Here is a 19,588-nt window from a genome sequence, read left to right as displayed (position 1 = left end):
GAGACATGCGGCGGCCCTCAGAGGAACGGCGGACAACCCCATGTCCCCTGAGTATATTGGCTGACAGCCAGCCAACGCAGGAGTTATAGCATGGTCCCCCGAAGCCCGTCGGTCAATGAGGAGTTGCGGCGCCGATCCCAGGCCCGTCTGCTGGAGGCGACGGTCGAGCTGATCGGCGAGCACGGTTACGAGGCGACCACCCTCGCCGACATCGCCGACCGGGCCGGGGCGGCCCGCGGTCTGGTCTCGTACTACTTCCCGGGCAAGCGGCAGCTGCTGCAGACGGCCGTGCACCGGCTGATGCACATGGAGCTGGCGCGGGGGCTCGAGCGGGAGCCGCGGCCGGAGGGCGAGGAGGCCGGGCGGGAGCTGCTGGCCCGGGCGATCGACGCGATCCTGGGCCTGGCCCGGGACCGGCCGCGGCTGATGCGGACGCATATGGCGGGGATCCTCACGGCCGAGGGTTTCATCCAGTGCCCCGAGCAGCAGCGGCTGGCCGCCCTGCTGCGGGACACCGTCACGCGCTACGGCTCCGAGGACCCCGAGACCGACTACCGGCTGCTGCGCGCCCTGCTGATGGGCGCCGTGGTCGCGGTGCTGCTGCCGGGCGCGCCGATGGCGCCCGAGCGGCTGCGGGCGGAGCTGTTCCACCGCTACGAACTGGACTGGGAGCTGGGGCTCCCGCCGGGCGATGAGCCGCCCGGCGGGAGCCGGATGAGCGCTCTGGACTAGGGAGCGGCGCTCAGCGGTAGTCGGGCTGCGTCTGCGTGTTGAGCTCGCGCAGCCGGACCGAATCGGCGCTGTCGGTGCGCCGGTCGTGGATCTTCAGGACATCGAAGCCCTTCTGGATGTCGTTGGAGTAGATGTAGCCGTTGTAGTAGTACGCGGACCAGGAGCCGCCGGTGACGAGCGTGTCGCTGGAGAGCGGCCCGCGCTCGAAGTAGCCGATCTCCTTAGGCCGGTCGGAGTCGGTGAAGTCCCAGATGGACACGCCGCCCTGGTACCACGCCTGGACCATGATGTCGCGGCCCTTTGCCGGGATCAGCGAGCCGTTGTGGGCGACGCAGTTCTCGGTGTCGGCCTGGTGGCGTGGGATCTTGAAGTAGCTCCGGAAGACCAGCTTGCGCTTGTCGCCCTTGCCGACGATGTCGTAGATGCCGTCGGCACCGCGGTCCTGGCCCACTTCGGTGTTGCAGGTGGCGGCCCCACCACCGCCCAGCTCATCGGTGAACACGACCTTGGTGCCGCGCTCGTTGAAGGTGGCCGAGTGCCAGAAGGCGAAGTTCACGTTGTCCTCGACCCGGTCGATGACCCGCGGCTTCGCGGGGTCGGCGATGTCGAGCAGGATGCCGTCGCCCATGCACGCGCCCGCCGCCAGCTTCAGCTCGGGGAACGTGGTGAGGTCATGGCAGCCGGTGGTCTGGGAGGCGCCGGGGTTGGTGGGCGCGCCGGGGTTTCCGCCGTCCGGGAAGAGCACGGGGAAGTCGATGACCGCGGCCTTCCCGGGCGCCTTGCGGGGCACCTTGATGACGGAGATCCCGTCGTGCGGAGGCTGGCAGTCCGGGAAGGTGTCGCTGGGCGAGTACGAGGAGACGTAGATGTACACGTCCTTGCGCTCGGGCACCAGGGTGTGGGTGTGCGAACCGCAGGAGGTCTCGACGGCGGCGACGTACTCCGGGTTCCGCTTGTCGCTGATGTCGAAGACCTTCATGCCCTCCCACGAGGACTTCTCGGTCGCGGGCTGGGTGGTGCTGTTGCAGGAGTTGTCGCTGCGCGAGGAGTCGGTGGAGAGGAAGAGCAGATCTCCTGAGACCGACACGTCGTTCTGCGAGCCCGGGCAGAGCACCTGGCTCACGATCTCCGGGCTCTTCGGCCGGCTGATGTCGTAGATGACAAAGCCGTCGTAGTTGCCCGCGAAGGCGTACTTGCCCTGGAAGGCCAGGTCGGAGTTGACGCCCTTGAGGTCCTGCTTGGGGATGTTGGTGAGGTGGCTGACATTGTCGCTGTGGACGATCTGGTCCACGCCGGGGATGTCGCCGTTCTCGATGGCGGCCTTGGCTTCCGACTGCTGACTCTTCGTCACCCGCTCCTTGTGGGGAGCGTCACCGGGGTCGGGCGTCGCGGCCGCCGGGCCCGCGGCCAGCAAGGTGGCCACCAGTCCGAAGGCGGCCGCGGCCGCGCCGAGGTATCTGCGCCGCTGCGGAGGTCTTTCCCACGGCTTCACTGCGTCCTCCCTTTGTCGCCGTCTCCGCTCGGAGTTGAACGGTTGACGGACCGGGGGAAGTATCGCTCTATCCATGTACACCACAACAGGTGGCAACATGTTCGTAAAGAGAATTTCCCAACGCGCCCGGATCGGGAGCCCCGCTGACGTGCTAAGACGGTCTGCGGATCCCAAGCGCCCCAGGAGGCCACGGTGTTGAACCGCCGTACGACGCTCCACTCCGCATCCCTCGCGGCAGCCGCTGCGGCGGCCGCCCTGGCACTCGTCCTGACCGGCTGTGACGCGGAGAGCGGCGGTGCGGCCGACGCGGGGAAGGGCAAGGACGGAAAGCCCGCGGTGATCGCGCCGGGCAAGCCGGGCGAGGCGGCGAAGAAGCTGTCCGCCGAGGAGGCGGCGAAGGCCGGCGACGACGACTCCCCCAACACGGCCGACCGCTCCTACGTCCGCATGATGATCGAGCACCACCGGCAGGCCCTGGTGATGACCGGCCTCGCCCCCGACCGGGCCGAGTCGGGAGAGGTCAAGCGGCTCGCGGAGCGCATCGCGGCCGGGCAGAAGCCGGAGATCGAGGCGATGCGCGCCTGGCAGAAGACAACTGGCGGCGAGCCTAAGGGCGGCGACGGGGACGGCCACGAGGGCCATGACGCCAAGATGCCGGGGATGGCCACCGGGGCCCAGCTCGCGCGGCTGCGCGCCGCCAGGGGCGCCGACTTCGACGCGCTCTTCCTCAAGCTGATGATCACCCATCACCGGGGCGCGGTCTCCATGGCGACGGATGTGCTGGCCCAGGGCAACAACGTCCGGGTGGAGGAGATGGCGAACGACGTGATCGCGCAGCAGAGCAGCGAGATCCGGCGGATGCGGCAGATGTCGTAGCGGACGGCCCGGGGGCCCTGGCGGACCGTCTGACCGGTTCGGGCCGGGCTCGCGGCACGGTCGCGGGCCCGTGGACCGGCGGCCGGGCGGTGTCACCCGCGCCGGTCATTCGGCGCGTAGTGCCGGACAGGCCGCCCCGCCGGGTGGGATGCTGGAGACATCCTGCGGAAGGAGCTCCTCGTGCTTCGTGTCGCGGTCATCGGTTCCGGGCCGAGCGGGGTGTACGCCGCCCAAGCGCTCGTCCAGCAGCAGGCCGTCCCCGAGGTGTCGGTGCATGTGCTGGACCGGCTGCCCTGTCCGTACGGGCTGGTGCGCTACGGTGTCGCACCCGACCACGAGAAGATCAAGTCGCTGCAGAACACGCTGCGCGCGGTCCTGGAGCATCCCCGGGTCAGCTTCCTCGGCAATGTGCAGGTGGGCCCGCCCCCACTGGTGCCCGAGCGGCTGCTGGGGCTCTACCACGCGGTGGTCTACTGCGTGGGCGCGGCCACCGACCGGCGGCTCGGCGTTCCGGGCGAGGAGCTGCCGGGCAGCTTCTCCGCGACCGAGTTCGTCTCCTGGTACAGCGCCCATCCGGACGCGACCGTCGACTCCTTCGCGCTCGGGGCGGGCTCCGCCGTCGTCATCGGGGTGGGGAATGTGGCGGTGGACGTGGCGCGCGTTCTGGCCCGCGGGGCGGAGGAGCTGAGGCCCACCGATGTGCCGCACGCGGCCCTCGGGGCGCTGTCCGAGAGCCAGGTCTCGGACATCCATATGGTCGGCAGGCGCGGGCCGTCGCAGGCGAAGTTCACCACCAAGGAGCTGCGCGAGCTGGGGGCGCTGACCGGCGCCGATGTGCTGGTGCGCCCGGAGGAGCTGGCGCTGGACCCGGCGTACGCGGACCCGTCGGGGCTGCCGGGGATCAACCGGCGCAATGTCGAGGTGCTGCGCGACTGGGCGCGGCGCGAGCCCACGGGCCGCCCGCGCCGGATCCATCTGCGGTTCTTCCTCAAGCCGGTGGCGCTGCTGGGCGAGGGCGCGGTGCGCGCGGTGCGCTTCGAGCGGACCGCGCCGGACGGGCTCGGCGGGGTGGCGGGCACCGGGGTGTTCGAGGACATCGAGGCGCCGCTGGTGCTGCGGTCGGTGGGGTACCGGGGCGTGCCGCTGCCGGGGATGCCGTTCGACGAGGACCGCGGCACGGTCCCCAACGCGGCGGGGCGGGTGCTGCGCGGCGGCGTGCCCTCGCCCGGGGAGTACGTGGCGGGCTGGATCAAGCGCGGGCCGACCGGGGTGATCGGCACCAACCGGCCGTGCGCCAAGGAGACCGTGGCCTCGCTGCTGGCCGACGCGGACGCGCTCGCCGCCCGCCCGGTGGTGGCGGATCCGCTGCGGGCGCTGCGCGAGGCCGGGGTGGAGCCGGTGGAGTGGACCGGCTGGCTGCGGATCGAGGCGGCCGAGTCGGCGCTCGGCGAGGCGCTGGGGCGTACGAAGGTGAAGATCCCGGACTGGACGGGGCTGCTGGGCGCGGCGCGCGGGCAGGAGTGAACCGGGCCGGGCGCCGGGCGTTTTCCACGGGGGCGTTCCGCGGGTCCGCGCCGTCCGTGAGGTTGGCACGGGGCATCGGGCCCTCGCCGCGCACCACGACCGTGTCCCCAAGTCCGCGTGGTCCAAAGGGTTGACACAGGGCGGCAACACCCCTGAAATCAACAGATTGTTTAAGCCTTCTACGGTCGCCTCACCCTGATCCGCCGCCCAACCCCGCGCCGCGCGAGGAGCCGCCATGACGTCCGTACGCCATCCCGTGGACGAGGTGCCGCCGCCCGGCCGGCTCGCCGCCTTCGGACTCCAGCATGTGCTGGCCATGTACGCGGGCGCGGTGGCCGTGCCGCTGATCGTCGGCGGGGCGATGAAGCTGTCGCCCGCCGACCTGGCGTATCTCATCAACGCCGATCTGCTGCTGTGCGGTATCGCCACGGTCCTGCAGTGCGTGGGGCTGTGGCGGTTCGGCGTCCGGCTGCCGATCATGCAGGGCTGCACCTTCGCGGCGGTCACCCCCATGGTGCTGATCGGCACACAGGGCGGCGGGCTGCGCGCGATCTACGGCTCGGTGATCGTGGCCGGGGTGGCGATGATCGTGCTGGCGCCGGTTTTCGGGCGGTTGCTGCGGTTCTTCCCGCCGCTGGTGACCGGCACGGTGATACTGGTCATCGGCCTTTCGCTGCTGCCGGTCGCGGGCAACTGGGCGGCGGGCGGCCAGGGCGCGCCGGACTTCGGGGCGCCGAAGAACCTGGGCCTGGCCGCCGGGGTGCTGGTCCTCGTCCTGGCCGTGCAGCGCTTCGCGCCGGGATTCCTCGGCCGGGTGGCGGTGCTGGTGGGGATCGTGGCCGGGACGGCGGCCGCGATACCCCTGGGCTTCACCGACTTCTCCGGGGTGGGCGACGCCGACTGGGTCGGCGTGTCCACCCCGTTCCACTTCGGCACTCCGACGTTCGAGACCCCGGCCGTGGTGTCCATGCTGGTGGTCGCGCTGGTCACGATGACCGAGACCACGGGTGACTTCATCGCGGTGGGCGAGCTGACCGAGCGCCCGGTCGACGGGCGGCGGCTGGCGGACGGACTGCGCGCGGACGGCGCCGCGACCGTGCTCGGCGGGGTCTTCAACACCTTCCCGTACACCGCCTTCGCGCAGAACGTCGGCCTGGTGGGGATGACCCGGGTGCGCAGCCGCTGGGTGGTCGCGGCCGCGGGCGGACTGCTGGTGCTGCTCGGTCTTGGCCCGAAGCTGGGCGCGGTGGTGGCGGCGATCCCGGCGCCGGTGCTGGGCGGGGCGGGCCTGGTGATGTTCGGTACGGTCGCGGCGAGCGGGCTGCGCACCCTGGCCGGGGTGGACTTCCGGGACAACCACAACCTGACGGTGGTGGCGGTGTCGGTCGCCGTGGGACTGCTGCCGGTCGGCGTGCCGGGGATCTACAAGGAGTTCCCGGACTGGTTCCAGACGGTGATGGACAGCGGGATCAGCGCCGGGTGCGTCACCGCGATCGCGCTCAATCTGCTCTTCAACCACCTGCCGGGCGGGCGGACTTCAGCCCCGGTCGCCGCCGAGGCGCCCCTCCTGGAGGGCGGCGGCGGCGAGGACGCTGTCGAGCAGTCCGGGGAACAGCGCGTCTAGGTCAGTGCGGCGCAGCGCGCTCATCTTGGCGGTGCCCCGGTAGATCTGGTGGATCACACCGCATTCGCGCAGCACCCGGAAGTGGTGGGTGGTGGTGGACTTGCTGACCGGCAGGTCGAAGACCGAACAGGACAGCTCGCAGCTCTCCTCGGCGAGCGTCCGCACCACCCGCATCCGCATGGGGTCGGAGAGCGCGTGCAGCACATCCTCGAGGCGGATCGCCTCGCGCCGCGGATGCTCCAGCGAGCGCCCCGGCGCCTGGGCCTGCGACGGCGCCTGGGGCTGGGGCGCGGTCGGCGTGGTCTGCGTCTGCACGGCTGCTCCTATCGCCTCGTTCCGAGACCTCCAGTGTAGTTTGACGATCGCCGTACTACTTCGGCTCCGGACTACTCGAGGTCCCGGACGGGACGACGGTGACGTCCGCGACCTACCGGACCGCGCGGTGGTACTGGTCCGGGTTGTGCACCTGACCGCCCAGTTCGGCCGCCGCATGGCGGGCGAAGTAGGGGTCACGGAGCAGTTCGCGGCCCAGCAGGACGGCGTCCGCCTCGCCATTGGTGACGATCTTCTCGGCCTGCTCCGCCTCGGTGATCAGCCCGACCGCGGCCACCGGCAGCCCGGTCTCCCGGCGCACCCGCGCGGCGAACGGCACCTGGTAGCCCGGCTCCACCGGAATGCGCACACCGGCGGCGTTGCCACCGCTGGAGACGTCGAGGAGGTCCACGCCGTGGTCCTTCAGCAGGGCGGCGAGCCGGACGGTGTCCTCCGGGGTCCAGCCGTTCTCCTCCAGCCAGTCGGTGGCCGAGACGCGGAAGAACAGCGGCAGTTCCTCGGGCCAGACCGCGCGGACCGCGTCGACGACCTCCAGGGCGAAGCGGGCGCGGTTCTCGAAGGAGCCGCCGTAGCCGTCGGTGCGGTGGTTGCTGTGCGGGGAGAGGAACTCATGGATGAGGTACCCGTGGGCGCCGTGGATCTCGGCCACCTCGAAACCGGCCGCGAGCACGCGCCGTGCGGCGTCCGCGAACTGGCGGGTGATCTCGCCGATCCGCTCCTCGGACAGTTCGTCCGGCACCGGATGGCCCTCGTCGAACGGGACCGGGCTGGGCGCCAGCGGCTGCCAGCCCCGCTGGTCGGCGCCGAGCGGCGCGCCACCCCTCCAGGGAGCGTCGGTGGACGCCTTACGGCCGGCATGGGCGAGCTGGATGCCCGGGACGGTGCCCTGCCCCTTGAGGAAACCGACGATCTTACGGAACGCCTCGACCTGGGTGTCGTTCCAGATGCCGAGGTCTCCGGGGCTGATGCGGCCCTCTGAGGACACGGCCGTCGCCTCGACCAGGATCAGTCCCGTGCCGCCGGTGGCGCGGGCACCGTAGTGGACGAAGTGCCAGTCGTGCGGGACCCCGGCGCCCTTGTCCGGGTCCGCGCTGTACTGGCACATGGGCGACATCCAGAGGCGGTTGGGGATGGTCAGCGACCGCAGGGTGAAGGGGTCGAAGAGGGCGCTCATGAACGTCTCCGTTTCTCCTCGTGGGGTCCGGCCGGACCGCCGCTTAGTACGGCAACCACCGTAGTACGACGATCGTCAAATTACGAAGCCTCTCGTATGACGAGGCCGCTTCCGGGCCGTTGTCAGTGGGTGGGTGCAGACTCTGTGATGACGGACACATCCATCCGTTCCGCCGTCCCGTCCCGCACTCCAAGGAGTGAGCCGTCATGAACGATGTCCTGCTCGCCGTCGGCACCCGCAAGGGTCTCTTCCTCGGCCGCCCCGGCGGCAGCGGGGGCTGGGACCTCAGCGGCCCCCACTTCCCCATGCAGGCGGTGTACTCCGTCGGCATCGACACCCGGGGCGACCGCCCCCGGCTGCTGGCCGGTGCGGACAGCTCGCACTGGGGCCCCTCGGTCTTCCGCTCCGACGACCTGGGGGCGAGCTGGCACGAGCCCGCCAGACCCGCGGTGAAGTTCCCCGAGGGTACCGACACCTCGCTGGAGCGGGTGTGGCAGCTGGAGCCGGGCGGGCCCGACGAGCCGGAGGTGGTCTACGCGGGCACCCAGCCGGGCGCGCTGTTCCGCTCCGAGGACGGCGGGGAGACCTTCGCGTTCGTCCGCAGCCTGTGGGACCACCCGCAGCGGCCGGAGTGGGGCGAGGGATTCGGCGGGCAGGCCGTGCACACGGTCATCACCGATCCGAGGGACCCGCGGGCGCTCATGGTCGCCGTGTCCTCCGGCGGGGTGTACCGCTCGGCGGACGGCGGGGAGAGCTGGGCACCGTCCAACAGCGGACTCAAGGCGGAATTCCTGCCGGATCAGTATCCCGAGTTCGGGCAGTGCGTCCACAAGATCGCCCGGGATCCGGTCGACCCCGACCGGCTCTATCTGCAGAACCACGGCGGGGTGTACCGCAGCGACGACGGCGGGGCGCACTGGGCCGAGATCAGCGAGGGCCTCCCGGCGGACTTCGGCTTCGCGGTCGCCGTCCATCCGCGCCGGAGCGGCGTCGCGTACGTCTTCCCGGCCGCCGACGGCTCGGACCGCTACCCCCCGGGCTACCGCTGCCGGGTGTTCCGCACCGAGGACGCGGGCGCCAGCTGGGAGGAGCGGTGCGCCGGGCTGCCGGGCGAGCCGCACTACGGGGTGGTGCTGAGAGACGCCCTGCGCACCGATGACGCCGATCCGGCCGGGGTCTACTTCGGCAATCGCAACGGCGAGGTGTACGCGAGTGCCGACGAGGGCGAGAGCTGGCGGCAGATCGCCCACCACCTCCCCGATGTGCTGTGCGTCCGGGCCGCGGTGGTCGGCTGAGGGCGATCGCCGTGACCGGCCGAGAGTGATCGTGAGGTGGCACGCGGCCACCCGCTGAGCCACTAGAGTGACGCGGTGTGGCAGCACGACCGTTGAATGAAATTGTGGAAGCGGGCTGGGCCAAGGCACTTGAGCCCGTCGGGGAACGCATCGCGGCGATGGGCGACTTCCTGCGGTCCGAGATCGCGGCAGGCCGCACCTATCTGCCCGCCGGGCCGAATGTGCTGCGCGCCTTCCAGCAGCCCTTCGACGAGGTGAAGGTGCTGATCGTGGGTCAGGACCCGTATCCCACGCCCGGACACGCGGTGGGGCTCAGCTTCTCGGTGGCGCCCGAGGTGCGGCCGCTGCCCGGCAGCCTGGAGAACATCTACCGCGAGCTGCACACCGACCTCGCGCTGCCGCGCCCGTCCAACGGCGATCTGACGCCCTGGACCCAGCAGGGTGTGCTGCTGCTCAACAAGGCGCTCACCACGGCCCCGCGCCGCCCCGCCGCCCACCGGGGCAAGGGCTGGGAGGAGGTCACCGAGCAGGCCATCCGGGCGCTGGCCGGGCGCGGCCGCCCCCTGGTGTCCATCCTGTGGGGCCGCGACGCCCGTAACGTACGGCCGCTGCTGGGCAGCCTTCCGGCGGTCGAGTCCGCGCACCCCTCCCCCATGTCCGCCGACCGCGGGTTCTTCGGCTCCCGTCCCTTCAGCCGCGCCAATGAGCTGCTGGCGCAGCAGGGGGCGCAGCCCGTGGACTGGCGCCTTCCCTGACCCCATCGTTCCAGGTGGGCGAGGGGTAGTCTGCCCGCCATGACATCACCTACGAACACCCCTCCGGGCTGGTACGCCGACCCCCAGGGCACGCCGAACCAGCTGCGCTGGTGGGACGGTGCCCAGTGGACCGCCCATACGCACGCGGGCCAGCCCGGACAGCCCCCGCCGCAGCAAGCCGCCCCGCCCAACCACAACCCCGGCAAGGTCCAGCACCAGGTGCAGCAGCAGGCGCATGTGGGGCCCTCGGCGGGCGGCGGCGGCACCCTGTTCACGGAACCGATTCTGGTGGTGAACCAGAAGGCCAAGCTGATCGAGCTCACCAATGAGTACAGCGTCTTCGACCAGCACGGGCGCACCATCGGTTCGGTGGTCCAGGTCGGCCAGAGCACGCTGAAGAAGGTCGCGCGGTTCGTCTCCAGCCTCGACCAGTTCATGACGCACCGGCTGGAGATCCGCGACGCCAACGGGCAGCCGCATCTGGTGCTCACCCGGCCCGCGAAGTTCGTGAAGTCCAAGGTGCTGGTGACCCGTCCGGACGGACAGCCGGTCGGTGAGATCGTCCAGCAGAACGTCTTCGGCAAGATCAACTTCGGTATTCACGTCAACGGCCAGCAGGTCGGCGCCATCAAGGCGGAGAACTGGCGGGCCTGGAACTTCGCCATCGTCGACCACACGGACAGCGAGGTCGCCCGGATCACCAAGACCTGGGAGGGCCTGGCGAAGACGATGTTCACGACGGCGGACAACTACGTCCTCCAGATCCACCGCCAGCTGCCCGATCCGCTGCTGAGCCTCGTGATCGCCACGGCCCTCACCGTGGACACGGCGCTCAAGCAGGACTCGCGCGGATTCGGCTGAGCCGGTGGCCGACACGGTGCCCGACGCCGCGGCGACGCATGTGCTCGGGATCGATTCGGGTGGCTCGGGCGTACGGGTGGGAGTGGCCCGCGCGGATGCCTGCGGCGGCTCCGCCGCCGGGAACCCACCGACCGGGTGCCCGCCGCTGACGTGGTCCTCGTCCGCGCCCGTCGTCGTCGGCGACCGGGGCATCGACGCGGCGGATCTGCTGGCGCGGGTCCTGCCCGCCGCCCGGGAGTTGCTGCGCGAAGCCGGGGCCCCGCGCCTCGGTGCGGTCTGCGTCGGCGCGGCGGGCATGGCCACACTCGGGGACGACCTCCGCGACAGGCTTCCGGACGCCCTCGCCGACGCCCTGGGCGTACGGCGACTCGCCCTGGCGGCCGACGCGGTGACCGCGTACGCCGGGGCGTTGGGCCAGCGCCCCGGCGCGGTGGTCGCGGCGGGGACGGGGCTGATCGCGCTGGGGGCGGTGCCGGAGGGGGTCGCGGGGGGCTTGGGCGGCGTGCCCGACGCGGATGACGCATCCCGTACGGGCGGCGTGCCCGACGCGGGCGGCGCGTCCAGCACGGGCGGCGTGCCCGGCACGGACGCCGCGTCCAGCACGGACACCATCGCGCCGGGCGGGGACACCCGCTGGGCCGCCACCGGCTGGCGGCGGGCCGACGGATGGGGCCATCTGCTGGGCGACTGTGGCGGCGGTGCGTGGATCGGCCGGGCGGGCCTGGAGGCGGCGATGCGCGCGTACGACGGGCGCGCCGGCGGTTCCAAGCCGCTGCTGGCCCGTCTGGAAGCCGTGTTCGGCCCCGCGACCGGGCTGCCGGGGAAGCTGTATCCGCGCCCCGACCGCCCCGCCGTCCTGGCCTCCTTCGCCCCCGAGGTGGGCCGGTGCGCCGCCGAGGACCCGATCGCGGAGGCGATCCTGCGGACCGCCGCCCGCCATGTCGCCGAGGCCGCCGAGGCGGTCTGCCCCCGGCTGGAGTCGAGCGAGGTGGCGCTCACCGGCGGGCTGTTCCGCATGGGCGCGCCGCTGCTGACGCCCGTGCGCGCGGAGCTGGCGGCGCGGCTGCCCGGGGTCCGGGTCGCCGAGGCGGCCGGGGATCCGCTGGACGGGGCGCTGTGCGTCGCGGCGGCGCTGGCGGCGGACGAACTGCGGCTGCCACGGGATCCGGCGCTGCTCAGCGTCGTCTGAGCCCACGCCCGGTACGGAACGCGACGCGGGCACGAAGCACGGCACCCGGCACGGGACGTCCGGCACGTAACGCCCGGCACAGGCGTGCCATACGGGCGTCCATTACCCGACGCCCCATATCGAACACCATGACCGGCCATTCCGGACACATGGCCGATTCTTCGACCAAGTGTGGCCGCTGAGCGCACATCAACACACAACACCGGTCGACAGAGTGGGACATATGACCCCAGTCACCCCCTCCCGAACAGCCGAGCCCATTGAGCGACTAACATGCGGCGCCATGAGCTCCCCCACAGGGCCCGCGTCCGGCCTGCCTGTACGAATGCCGCGTCCCCGCCAGCCCGGACGGCACCGCCGACCGGAGCCCGCCGCCGTACCTCTCGGCGCGCCTCCGCTGGTGCTGGCCGTCCCCGGTGCGCCGAATGACGGTGCCCGGCGCCTGGCCGAGGAGCTCCTGAGCATCGCCCGCTCCGAGATGCCGGGGCTCGACGCCCAGATCGGTTTCCTGGACGGCGACGGCGAGGAGTTCCCGCAGCTCGAGACCGTGCTCACGCGCGCCGCCCAGGAGAACCCCGAGCGTCTGCGGCAGGCGGCCGAGGCCGCCAAGGCCCTCGCCGACGAGGCGGCGGAGGCGATCGCCGCGGCCGAGGCCGCGGGCGAGGTCGTCGACGAGGTCCCGCCCGTCCCGTCGGTCCCCACGGACGGCCCGGCGGCCGTCGTGGTCCCGCTGCTCGCGGGCCCGGACAACGGCCAGCTGCGCCGGATACGCCAGGCCGTCATGAGCAGCGGCTCGGCGGCCGAACTCACCGACGTCCTCGGCCCGCATCCGCTGCTCGCCGAGGCCCTGCACGTACGCCTGTCGGAGGCCGGCCTGGCCCGCGCCGACCGCGCCCGGCTCTTCACGGTCGCGACCGCCGCGGACGGCATCATCCTCGCCACGGTGGGCGGCGGGGAGGCGGCCCAGGCCGGTGGCATCACCGGCATGCTGCTCTCCGCGCGCCTCGCGGTGCCGGTGATGGCCGCGGCGCTGGACGAGGACGGGGCCGTGCTCCGCGTCGCCGAGCAGCTGCGCTCGGCGGGCTCCGCACGGCTCGCCCTCGCGCCGTACCTCATCGGCCCTGAGGTCTCCACCGAGCTGATCTCGGCGGCGGCCGAGGAGGCGGGCTGCTCGGCGGCCGAGGCGCTGGGCGACTACCCGGCCGTGGGCAAGCTGGCGCTGGCGAAGTACGCGGCGGCGCTGGGCATCACACTGCAGCAGGCGTCCCCGGCGATGCGCTGACGCGGCGGGCGACGGGAACGACGGACGACGAGGTGGGGGCGGCGACCACCGAGGTCACCGCCCCCACTCGCATGAACCCGGCGAACGTCATCCGAAGACCACACAGGACGCCGCCGGGGCCTCAATCGAGCCCCCGTGACGCGGCACCCCGCTCGAGGGGTCGATGTCGAACCAGGTGACATCGCCCGAGCGCTCGTTGGACACGTAGAGCCGCCGTCCCGACGGGCCGAGCGTCAGATCGCGCGGCCAGTGGCCGCCGCAGGGCGTGGTGGTGACCAGCTCCATGCGGTCGCCCGACGCGTCGAGGGCGAGCGTCGCGATGCTGTCGTGTCCGCGGTTCGCGGCCCATACGAAACGGCCGTCGCCGGAGACCACGACCTCGGCGGGGTAGGTCTCGACGTCCGTGCCCTCGGGCACCAGACGGGTCTCACCGAGCGGTTCCAGATCGCCGGACGCCGCGTCCCAGCGGCAGGCCGTGATCGTCGGATCGAGCTCGTTGACGACATACACGCGGTCGCCACGCGGATGGAACGCCAGATGGCGCGGACCACTGCCCGGGCGCAGCCGGACCTCGCGATGCGGACGCGGCCCGGGCAGCGCGTACACCCGCACCGCGTCGGTCCCCAGGTCCACGGCGAGCAGCCAGCCGCCCGACGGATCGGCCGCCACGGCATGAGCATGCGGCCCCCGCTGCCGCTCCGGATGCGGCCCACTGCCCTCGTGCCGCAGCACCGCCACCGGCTCCCCGAGCCGGCCGTCCTCCAGTACCGGCAGCGCGGTGACACTGCCGGACCCGTAGTTGGCCGTCAGCAGCTGCCCACCGGCGAGCGCCAGATGAGTGGGCGCCGCACCGAGCACCGGCACAGCCTCCCCGGCCAACGAGGGCGGATCCTGCCCGACGTCCAGCGCGGCGGCCGCCCCGTCATCGGTCTCGCTCACGGCGTACAGCACCCGCCCACCGGGCGCGACCGCCAGATAGGACGGGTTGACGACCACATCCGTAGAGTTCCGGATCCGCAACGCCCCCGTCTCGTCATCGACATCAGCGACGGTGACCCCGGCGCCACCCGCCGAGGTGAACGACCCGATGTACGCCCGCCACCCACTCCCTGTCACACCCACCGCACTCCCCTTCCGCCGACTCCGGTTCGGTATCCGATCAGGGCCGACGCTAACAGAGCGGTCTAGACCAACACGCCGTCACACGAACCCTCGCCGAGCCCGGCGCACACACGGGGTTCCGGCGATGGCACGAGCGAACTCTTGGCATGCTGTCCCCATGAGCACCATGCCCGCCGTGATCTTCGACCTGGACGGCACGCTAGTGGACAGCGAGCCCCTCTACTACGAGGCGGGGAGGCGGACCCTTGAGCGGTACGGGGTCACCGGCTTCAGTTGGGAGGAGCACACGCAGTTCATCGGGATCGGGACCCGCGAGACGCTGGAGACGCTGCGCGAGCGATATGGCATCGAGGCGCCCGTGGCGGAGCTGCTCGCCGTCAAGAACCGGCACTATCTGGAGCTGGCGGCCACGACCGAGATCTTTCCCGAGATGCGGGCCTTCGTGGAGCGGCTGAGGGCCGCCGGGCATCCGCTGGTCGTGGCCTCCGGCTCGTCCCGTTCCGCGATCGAGACCGCGCTCAAGGCCACCGGGCTGGACGCGCTGCTGCCCGTCTACGTGTCCGCGGAGGACGTGGGCCGTGGCAAGCCGGAGCCGGATGTGTTCCTGGCCGCGGCGCGGCTGCTGGCCGTCGGTCCGGGGCAGTGTGTGGTGATCGAGGACGCCGGTCCCGGGGTGGAGGCGGCGCGGCGGGCCGGGATGCGGTGTATCGCGGTTCCGTACGCGGGCGGGCCGTCCCCGGACGGGGAGCTGTTCGCCTCGGCGGGGCTGCTCTTCCGGGGCGGGCAGCCGGAGTTCGACGCCCGGCGGGCCTATGAGTGGGTCACCAGCGGTAGTTGACGCCCTCGCGGCTGATCGTGGCCGGCACCCCGGCCCGCGGTCTCCATCCCTCCAGTGAGACGATGCGCGCATGCCCGGACATTCACCGGCATGTCATAGGAGAAACGGAGGGCGTATGGAGAGACGTGGGGGTAAGGCGATCCGCCGCTGGGGGACGGCGGTCATCGCCTCGGCGGCGGCCTTGACGGTCGTCGTGCCGGCGAGCGCCGCTCAGGCCACCGGGGCCGCGCGCGGCCCGTCGGGGGTCAGCGCCAAGGGCGCGTATCTGCTGGACAACGGCACCAACAAGCAGCTGTGGGCCAAGGCGGCGGACACCAAGCGGCCGATGGCGAGCACCACGAAGCTCATGACGGCGATGGTGGTGCTCGACAGCCGGGGGCTGAATCTCGACAAGAAGGTCTCCGTCAAGCAGTCGTACATCGACTACACCGCACGCGTCGGTGGCAGCAAGGCGGACCTGCAGAAGGGGGACAAGCTCACCGTCAGGCAGCTGGTGTACGGCCTGCTGCTGCCGTCCGGCTGCGACGCGGCCATGGCGCTCGCCGACACGTTCGGCACGGGTGACACCACCGCCAAGCGCACCAAGTCCTTCATCGCGCAGATGAACAAGAAGGCGTCCGCGCTGGGGATGACCCGGACCCACTACGACACCTTCGACGGCATCTCGGAGGGCGGACAGAACTACACCACGCCGCGCGACATGGCCAAGCTGGCCAGGCACGCGCTGCGCAACGCCACCCTCGGCACGGTCGTCAAGTCCGTCGACACCGTCCAGAAGGCCCCGGCCGCCAACGGCAGGACCAGGACCTACTACTGGAACAACACCAACCGGCTGCTGGGCTCGTACAGCGGCACGATCGGCATCAAGACGGGCACCGGCACCGCGCCCGGCAGGTGCCTGGTGTTCGCCGCGAAGCGTGACGGACGCACCGTGGTGGGCGTGATCCTCAACGCGCCCAAGCGCTACCCGGACGCGAAGAAGATGCTCGACTGGGCCTTCCGGGCCAACACCAAGGTGACGTGGCGGCAGCTGCCCAAGGGCACGCCCCAGGACTGAACCGGCTGAACCACACATGGGCGGTGCCCCGGCCGGATCTGAAGTCCGGCCGGGGCACCGGGCCTTGCGGGCAGCGGCCGTCAGCCGCACTTACGCCCGGTGTTGATGCACTTCACGGCCTTCTTCATCAGCGAGCCGGACATCACGTTGATGAAGTCGCCGTGGTCGGTCACCGGCTTGTGCAGCTGCTCGGGGAAGCTGTCGACCGCGAAGAGCGAGCCGGGTGCGACCTTGTAGGTGATCCGCTGGATCAGCTGCGGAATGGCCTTGAACCCCTTGCCGCACGCGCCCTTGGCGTCCGCGAACGCCACATGGGTGCGGTGGTTGGCGCTGTCGGCGTTCTTGCCGTCCCAGCAGCTCTGGAACTTGAACGTACGGACCACCTTGCTGCCCTTCGGGCAGAGCGGGTACTTGTCCTTCAGCTGCCGGTTCTCGAAGCCGGTGCAGCTCCAGGAGGCGTTGGCGTTGGCCGTGCCGTTGGTGAACGCCTTGGCGTCGCCGGTGATGATGCGCAGGAACTTGGGCATCGCCACGACCTTGGACACCGCGCTGCCACGGAAGGTGATCGACGCGGTGGTCGGCCGCAGGATCCGCCCGATGTTGCCCTCGGTGCCGCCGCCGGGTGCGTCGGCGTCGACCTCCTTCGTTCCGTCCTGGAGCCGCAGGACCGGCCAGTAGTGGGTGGAGCGGTCGCCGTTGGTGCAGGTGGTCCCGGCGGCGGCGAGGCTGTCGTTGGTGGAGAAGGCGTCGGTGTCGCGGTTGCCGACGTAGTCGTGCATGTGGTGGGCGCCGTTGGACACACCGGGGGCGACGATCACGTTGTCCGAGTTGAAGTGCTTGTTCTCATTGCGTCCGCAGCGCGATGAGAAGGTGCCGCGGGAGGCGTTGCCCCGGTTGCGGGGGTTCTTGACGTTCGGCTTCACCTTGCGGATGTCCACGAAGTCCGCCCGCACCGGGCCGGACTGCGCCTGGCCGCCCGCGGCCGGAGCGGCGGGGGCGGCCGTTCCCGCGGCGGGGGTTGCGCCCGCCGAAGCGGCGGCGGGTGCGGCGGCGGAGCCGGGCGCTTCCTGCACGGTGCAGGACGCCATCGTGTCCAGGCCGGACGGGCGGCTCGCCACCCGGCCGATCTCGTTCCCGATGCGGTTCAGCGCGCCACGCCGCTGGGCGGTCAGCGGCTCCAGCACCCGGGTGCGCACCCAGTCCCGGTCGGCGCCGGGGCCGCGCGCGGCCAACTGCTTGTAGGCGTCGGCCACCTGGCTGTCCATCGTGGCCAGTTCCTTGTCCACAGTGGGCCGCGCCTGCTGTGGCACACTCGCCAGCCGGGTCGCGGCGTCCGGACACTTGACGGTCATCGCCGCCCGCGCCGGCGCCTGCCGCCCGGTCGGCTGACGGGCGGCGGAAGCATCGTTGTCGGTCATCAGGAGAGCCCCGCCACCCACGGCCAGTGCGGTCACTCCGACCACGGTCAGCCCGATGACCCTGGATCGCTTGTGTCTCTTCTTGTTCCTCATCCTTCGCCCCTCATCGGCAGTCTTCGTACGCCGGGGACGCCCTGCCCTCGGCCACGTCGGAGCGCGCTCCCCCACCCGTCCCGGAGTGGAGGGCACAGCCCGACGCCGATGGATACGGACGGCGAGGCGATCGTTCTCAACGGTGGTCGCAACATCTCGTAAATAGCCGGAGGAGTCGGTGCAGTGACGTATCTGCGCATCGGCTTCACCACATATCCACGGACCGACGGGACGAAGGTGATCAGCTGCGGTTAAAGTGAGTGCTTCGTTTCACCCCCCATGTCCCTCTACGCGCCCCGGAGCCCCCCATGTCCAGCGCGACCTCGTCCACCGGGCGTCATCGCAAAGCCAAGCCCATGAGCCTCGCCGTGCGCCGCGCGTTCATCATCGCGGCCGTCCCGGTCACGGGCGCGCTGCTGTCCGCTCCGTCCGCACTCGCCGCCGACAAGAGCACCAAGACCACCACGACGGCCCAGTCGGTGGCCGCCGACGGGCTGGACCCCGCCGAGCAGCGGATCGCGGAGAACCTCAACACCCGTGCGCAGAACCCGAATCTCGGCGACACCTTCAGCGGCATCGTGCTGGACTCCGCGTCCGACAAGGTCATCTGGGGGCATGACGCCGACACCGCGCTGATGCCCGCGTCCAACGCCAAGCTGGCCACCGCCACGGCGGCGCTGACCGTGCTCGGCCCCGAGCACCGCTTCACCACCAAGGTGGTCTACGGCGACGGCACGCTCACCCTCATCGGCGGCGGCGACCGCATGCTGACCACCGCCGATCTCACCGAACTCGCCAAGACGGCCGCCGCCGGGGTGAAGCTCGGGGGCCTGGACTCGGTGAAGGTCCGCATCGACGACAGCCTCTTCCCCGAGCCGACCCTCGCCACCGGCTGGAACGACTCCTACTACGACGACCAGGTGTCGCCGGTGCGCTCCCTGGTGGTGGACGGCAAGCTGTCCGCGGACACCTCCATCGACGCGGGCAAGGTCTTCGCCCAGCAACTCGCCGACCAGGGCGTCACGGTCGACGGCGAGGTCACCCGCGGCACGGCCTCGGCGACGGACGTCCCGGTGGGGCAGCACCTGTCCCCCACGCTGTCCGAGACGATCAAGAAGATGCTCAAGAAGAGCGACAACGACATCGCCGAGACGGTGCTGCGCATGACCGCGCTCGGCGCCGGCAGGCCCGCCACCTACGAGGACGGCACTGCCGTGGTGCGGGACGTCCTCAGCCGCCACTACGGGGTCTCGATGGACAACTTCGAGATCCACGACGGCAGCGGACTCTCCCGCGCGGACCGCGTCCCGGCGCGGACCGTGGCGGACATCCTCGACCTGCTCACCGACCCGCGCTACAGCGGGCTGCTGCGCTCCATCGACGAGGGCCTGCCGGTGGCGGGCGAGGCGGGCAGCACCCTGGGCCCCGAGTGGGGCCGCTTCGACACCCCGGACTCCCAGTGCGCCGTCGGCCAGGTCAAGGCCAAGACGGGCACGCTGACCGGCGCCATCGCGCTCAGCGGCCTGACGAAGGCGGAGGACGGCCGGTGGAAGGTGTTCTCCTTCATCGAGAACCAGTCCTCCGCCGACCCGGCCGCCACCAAGGACACCCTCGACGGCCTGGCCGCCACGGTCAACGGCTGCTGGGCGTAGCCGCGGAGGCCGAGTCCCCCGCGGGTCACCCGGCGGTGGTTCGCGGGGCCGGGGGCTCCGGGTGGAACTGCTCGACGCGGTCGCGCTTGGCGTACATGTCCCAGTAGTGCTCGGCGAGGTCGTCCGGGTCGGCGACCGGGAAGTCCGCGAACAATTCGGAGTCGGCCCCGGCCACGGTGGCCGACTCGGCCATATCGCTGCGCTCGATCATGGCCCCGATGGTGAGGGTGCCCGCGTAGACGCCGGTGCCGGCGAGCTCACCATGGAGTGA

At 71.6% G+C, this 19,588-nt stretch carries 18 protein-coding genes; 12 read left to right on the top strand and 6 right to left on the bottom strand.

Annotation, left to right across the window (positions count from 1 at the left end):
• Nucleotides 1-90 precede the first annotated feature (90 nt).
• Nucleotides 91-732 (top strand): TetR/AcrR family transcriptional regulator, encoded by a 642-nt coding sequence (locus LIV37_RS43450; protein ID WP_020873429.1) that lies wholly within the window; start codon nt 91-93, stop codon nt 730-732.
• Between the two features lie 10 nt (nt 733-742).
• Here the strand turns inward: LIV37_RS43450 and LIV37_RS43445 are convergent, their stop codons facing one another.
• Nucleotides 743-2,224, bottom strand: coding sequence for an LVIVD repeat-containing protein (locus LIV37_RS43445; protein ID WP_020873428.1), 1,482 nt, complete (start codon nt 2,222-2,224; stop codon nt 743-745).
• 192 nt (nt 2,225-2,416) lie between these two features.
• Between LIV37_RS43445 and LIV37_RS43440 the strand changes: the two genes are divergently transcribed.
• The 3 genes from LIV37_RS43440 to LIV37_RS43430 all read left to right on the top strand — a co-directional run bounded on the left by LIV37_RS43440 (nt 2,417) and on the right by LIV37_RS43430 (nt 6,248).
• Nucleotides 2,417-3,100, top strand: a complete 684-nt coding sequence (locus LIV37_RS43440) for a DUF305 domain-containing protein (protein ID WP_020873427.1) — start codon at nt 2,417-2,419, stop codon at nt 3,098-3,100.
• 180 nt (nt 3,101-3,280) lie between these two features.
• A complete protein-coding gene (locus LIV37_RS43435) occupies nt 3,281-4,624 on the top strand; it encodes an FAD-dependent oxidoreductase (RefSeq protein WP_020873426.1) in 1,344 nt (447 codons plus the stop codon).
• Nucleotides 4,625-4,859: 235 nt separating this feature from the next.
• Nucleotides 4,860-6,248, top strand: coding sequence for a nucleobase:cation symporter-2 family protein (locus LIV37_RS43430; protein WP_020873425.1), 1,389 nt, complete (start codon nt 4,860-4,862; stop codon nt 6,246-6,248).
• Here the strand turns inward: LIV37_RS43430 and LIV37_RS43425 are convergent.
• Nucleotides 6,162-6,563, bottom strand: a complete 402-nt coding sequence (locus LIV37_RS43425; protein ID WP_020873424.1) for an ArsR/SmtB family transcription factor — start codon at nt 6,561-6,563, stop codon at nt 6,162-6,164. The two genes, LIV37_RS43430 and LIV37_RS43425, sit on opposite strands and share 87 nt — an antisense overlap.
• Before the next feature lie 112 nt (nt 6,564-6,675).
• Nucleotides 6,676-7,755 carry an NADH:flavin oxidoreductase/NADH oxidase gene (locus LIV37_RS43420; RefSeq protein ID WP_020873423.1) on the bottom strand — a complete coding sequence of 360 codons (1,080 nt, stop codon included), beginning with the start codon at nt 7,753-7,755 and terminating at the stop codon, nt 6,676-6,678.
• 206 nt (nt 7,756-7,961) lie between these two features.
• On the opposite strand from LIV37_RS43420, the gene LIV37_RS43415 reads away from it, so the two are divergent.
• The 5 genes from LIV37_RS43415 to LIV37_RS43395 all read left to right on the top strand — a co-directional run bounded on the left by LIV37_RS43415 (nt 7,962) and on the right by LIV37_RS43395 (nt 13,137).
• Nucleotides 7,962-9,050, top strand: coding sequence for a WD40/YVTN/BNR-like repeat-containing protein (locus tag LIV37_RS43415; protein ID WP_020873422.1), 1,089 nt, complete (start codon nt 7,962-7,964; stop codon nt 9,048-9,050).
• Nucleotides 9,051-9,127: 77 nt separating this feature from the next.
• A complete protein-coding gene (locus LIV37_RS43410; protein ID WP_121823824.1) occupies nt 9,128-9,805 on the top strand; it encodes a uracil-DNA glycosylase in 678 nt (225 codons plus the stop codon).
• A 39-nt stretch (nt 9,806-9,844) separates the two neighbouring features.
• Entirely contained in the window at nt 9,845-10,666 is an 822-nt protein-coding gene (locus LIV37_RS43405; protein ID WP_020873421.1) for an LURP-one-related family protein, read from the top strand.
• A gap of 145 nt (nt 10,667-10,811) precedes the next feature.
• Nucleotides 10,812-11,855 (top strand): N-acetylglucosamine kinase, encoded by a 1,044-nt coding sequence (locus LIV37_RS43400; protein ID WP_214664389.1) that lies wholly within the window; start codon nt 10,812-10,814, stop codon nt 11,853-11,855.
• A 283-nt stretch (nt 11,856-12,138) separates the two neighbouring features.
• Nucleotides 12,139-13,137 carry a sirohydrochlorin chelatase family protein gene (locus LIV37_RS43395; RefSeq protein WP_121823825.1) on the top strand — a complete coding sequence of 333 codons (999 nt, stop codon included), beginning with the start codon at nt 12,139-12,141 and terminating at the stop codon, nt 13,135-13,137.
• Between the two features lie 87 nt (nt 13,138-13,224).
• On the opposite strand, the gene LIV37_RS43390 is transcribed toward LIV37_RS43395, so the two are convergent.
• On the bottom strand, nt 13,225-14,259 hold the full coding sequence (locus LIV37_RS43390; RefSeq protein WP_020873418.1) for a lactonase family protein: 1,035 nt from the start codon (nt 14,257-14,259) through the stop codon (nt 13,225-13,227).
• 157 nt (nt 14,260-14,416) lie between these two features.
• Here LIV37_RS43390 and LIV37_RS43385 point away from each other — a divergent pair, with 157 nt between their 5' ends.
• Nucleotides 14,417-15,097: an HAD family hydrolase gene (locus LIV37_RS43385; protein WP_020873417.1), complete on the top strand. Its 681-nt coding sequence runs from the start codon at nt 14,417-14,419 to the stop codon at nt 15,095-15,097.
• Between the two features lie 115 nt (nt 15,098-15,212).
• The gene (locus LIV37_RS43380; RefSeq protein WP_020873416.1) at nt 15,213-16,154 is read left to right on the top strand and encodes a D-alanyl-D-alanine carboxypeptidase family protein; all 942 of its coding nucleotides are present in this window, start codon (nt 15,213-15,215) and stop codon (nt 16,152-16,154) included.
• A gap of 80 nt (nt 16,155-16,234) precedes the next feature.
• On the opposite strand, the gene LIV37_RS43375 is transcribed toward LIV37_RS43380, so the two are convergent.
• Entirely contained in the window at nt 16,235-17,665 is a 1,431-nt protein-coding gene (locus tag LIV37_RS43375) for a DUF1996 domain-containing protein (protein ID WP_020873415.1), read from the bottom strand.
• Between the two features lie 308 nt (nt 17,666-17,973).
• On the opposite strand from LIV37_RS43375, the gene dacB reads away from it, so the two are divergent.
• Nucleotides 17,974-19,317, top strand: coding sequence for a D-alanyl-D-alanine carboxypeptidase/D-alanyl-D-alanine endopeptidase (dacB, locus tag LIV37_RS43370; RefSeq protein ID WP_020873414.1), 1,344 nt, complete (start codon nt 17,974-17,976; stop codon nt 19,315-19,317).
• Between the two features lie 25 nt (nt 19,318-19,342).
• Here the strand turns inward: dacB and LIV37_RS43365 are convergent, their stop codons facing one another.
• Nucleotides 19,343-19,528, bottom strand: a complete 186-nt coding sequence (locus LIV37_RS43365; RefSeq protein ID WP_185058118.1) for a hypothetical protein — start codon at nt 19,526-19,528, stop codon at nt 19,343-19,345.
• Nucleotides 19,529-19,588 lie beyond the last annotated feature (60 nt).

This window comes from Streptomyces rapamycinicus NRRL 5491, assembly GCF_024298965.1.
GTDB classification, from domain to species: Bacteria; Actinomycetota; Actinomycetes; order Streptomycetales; family Streptomycetaceae; genus Streptomyces; species Streptomyces rapamycinicus.
Note: the sequence above shows the minus strand (reverse complement) of the source record. Positions and strands in the feature narration are given on the sequence as shown.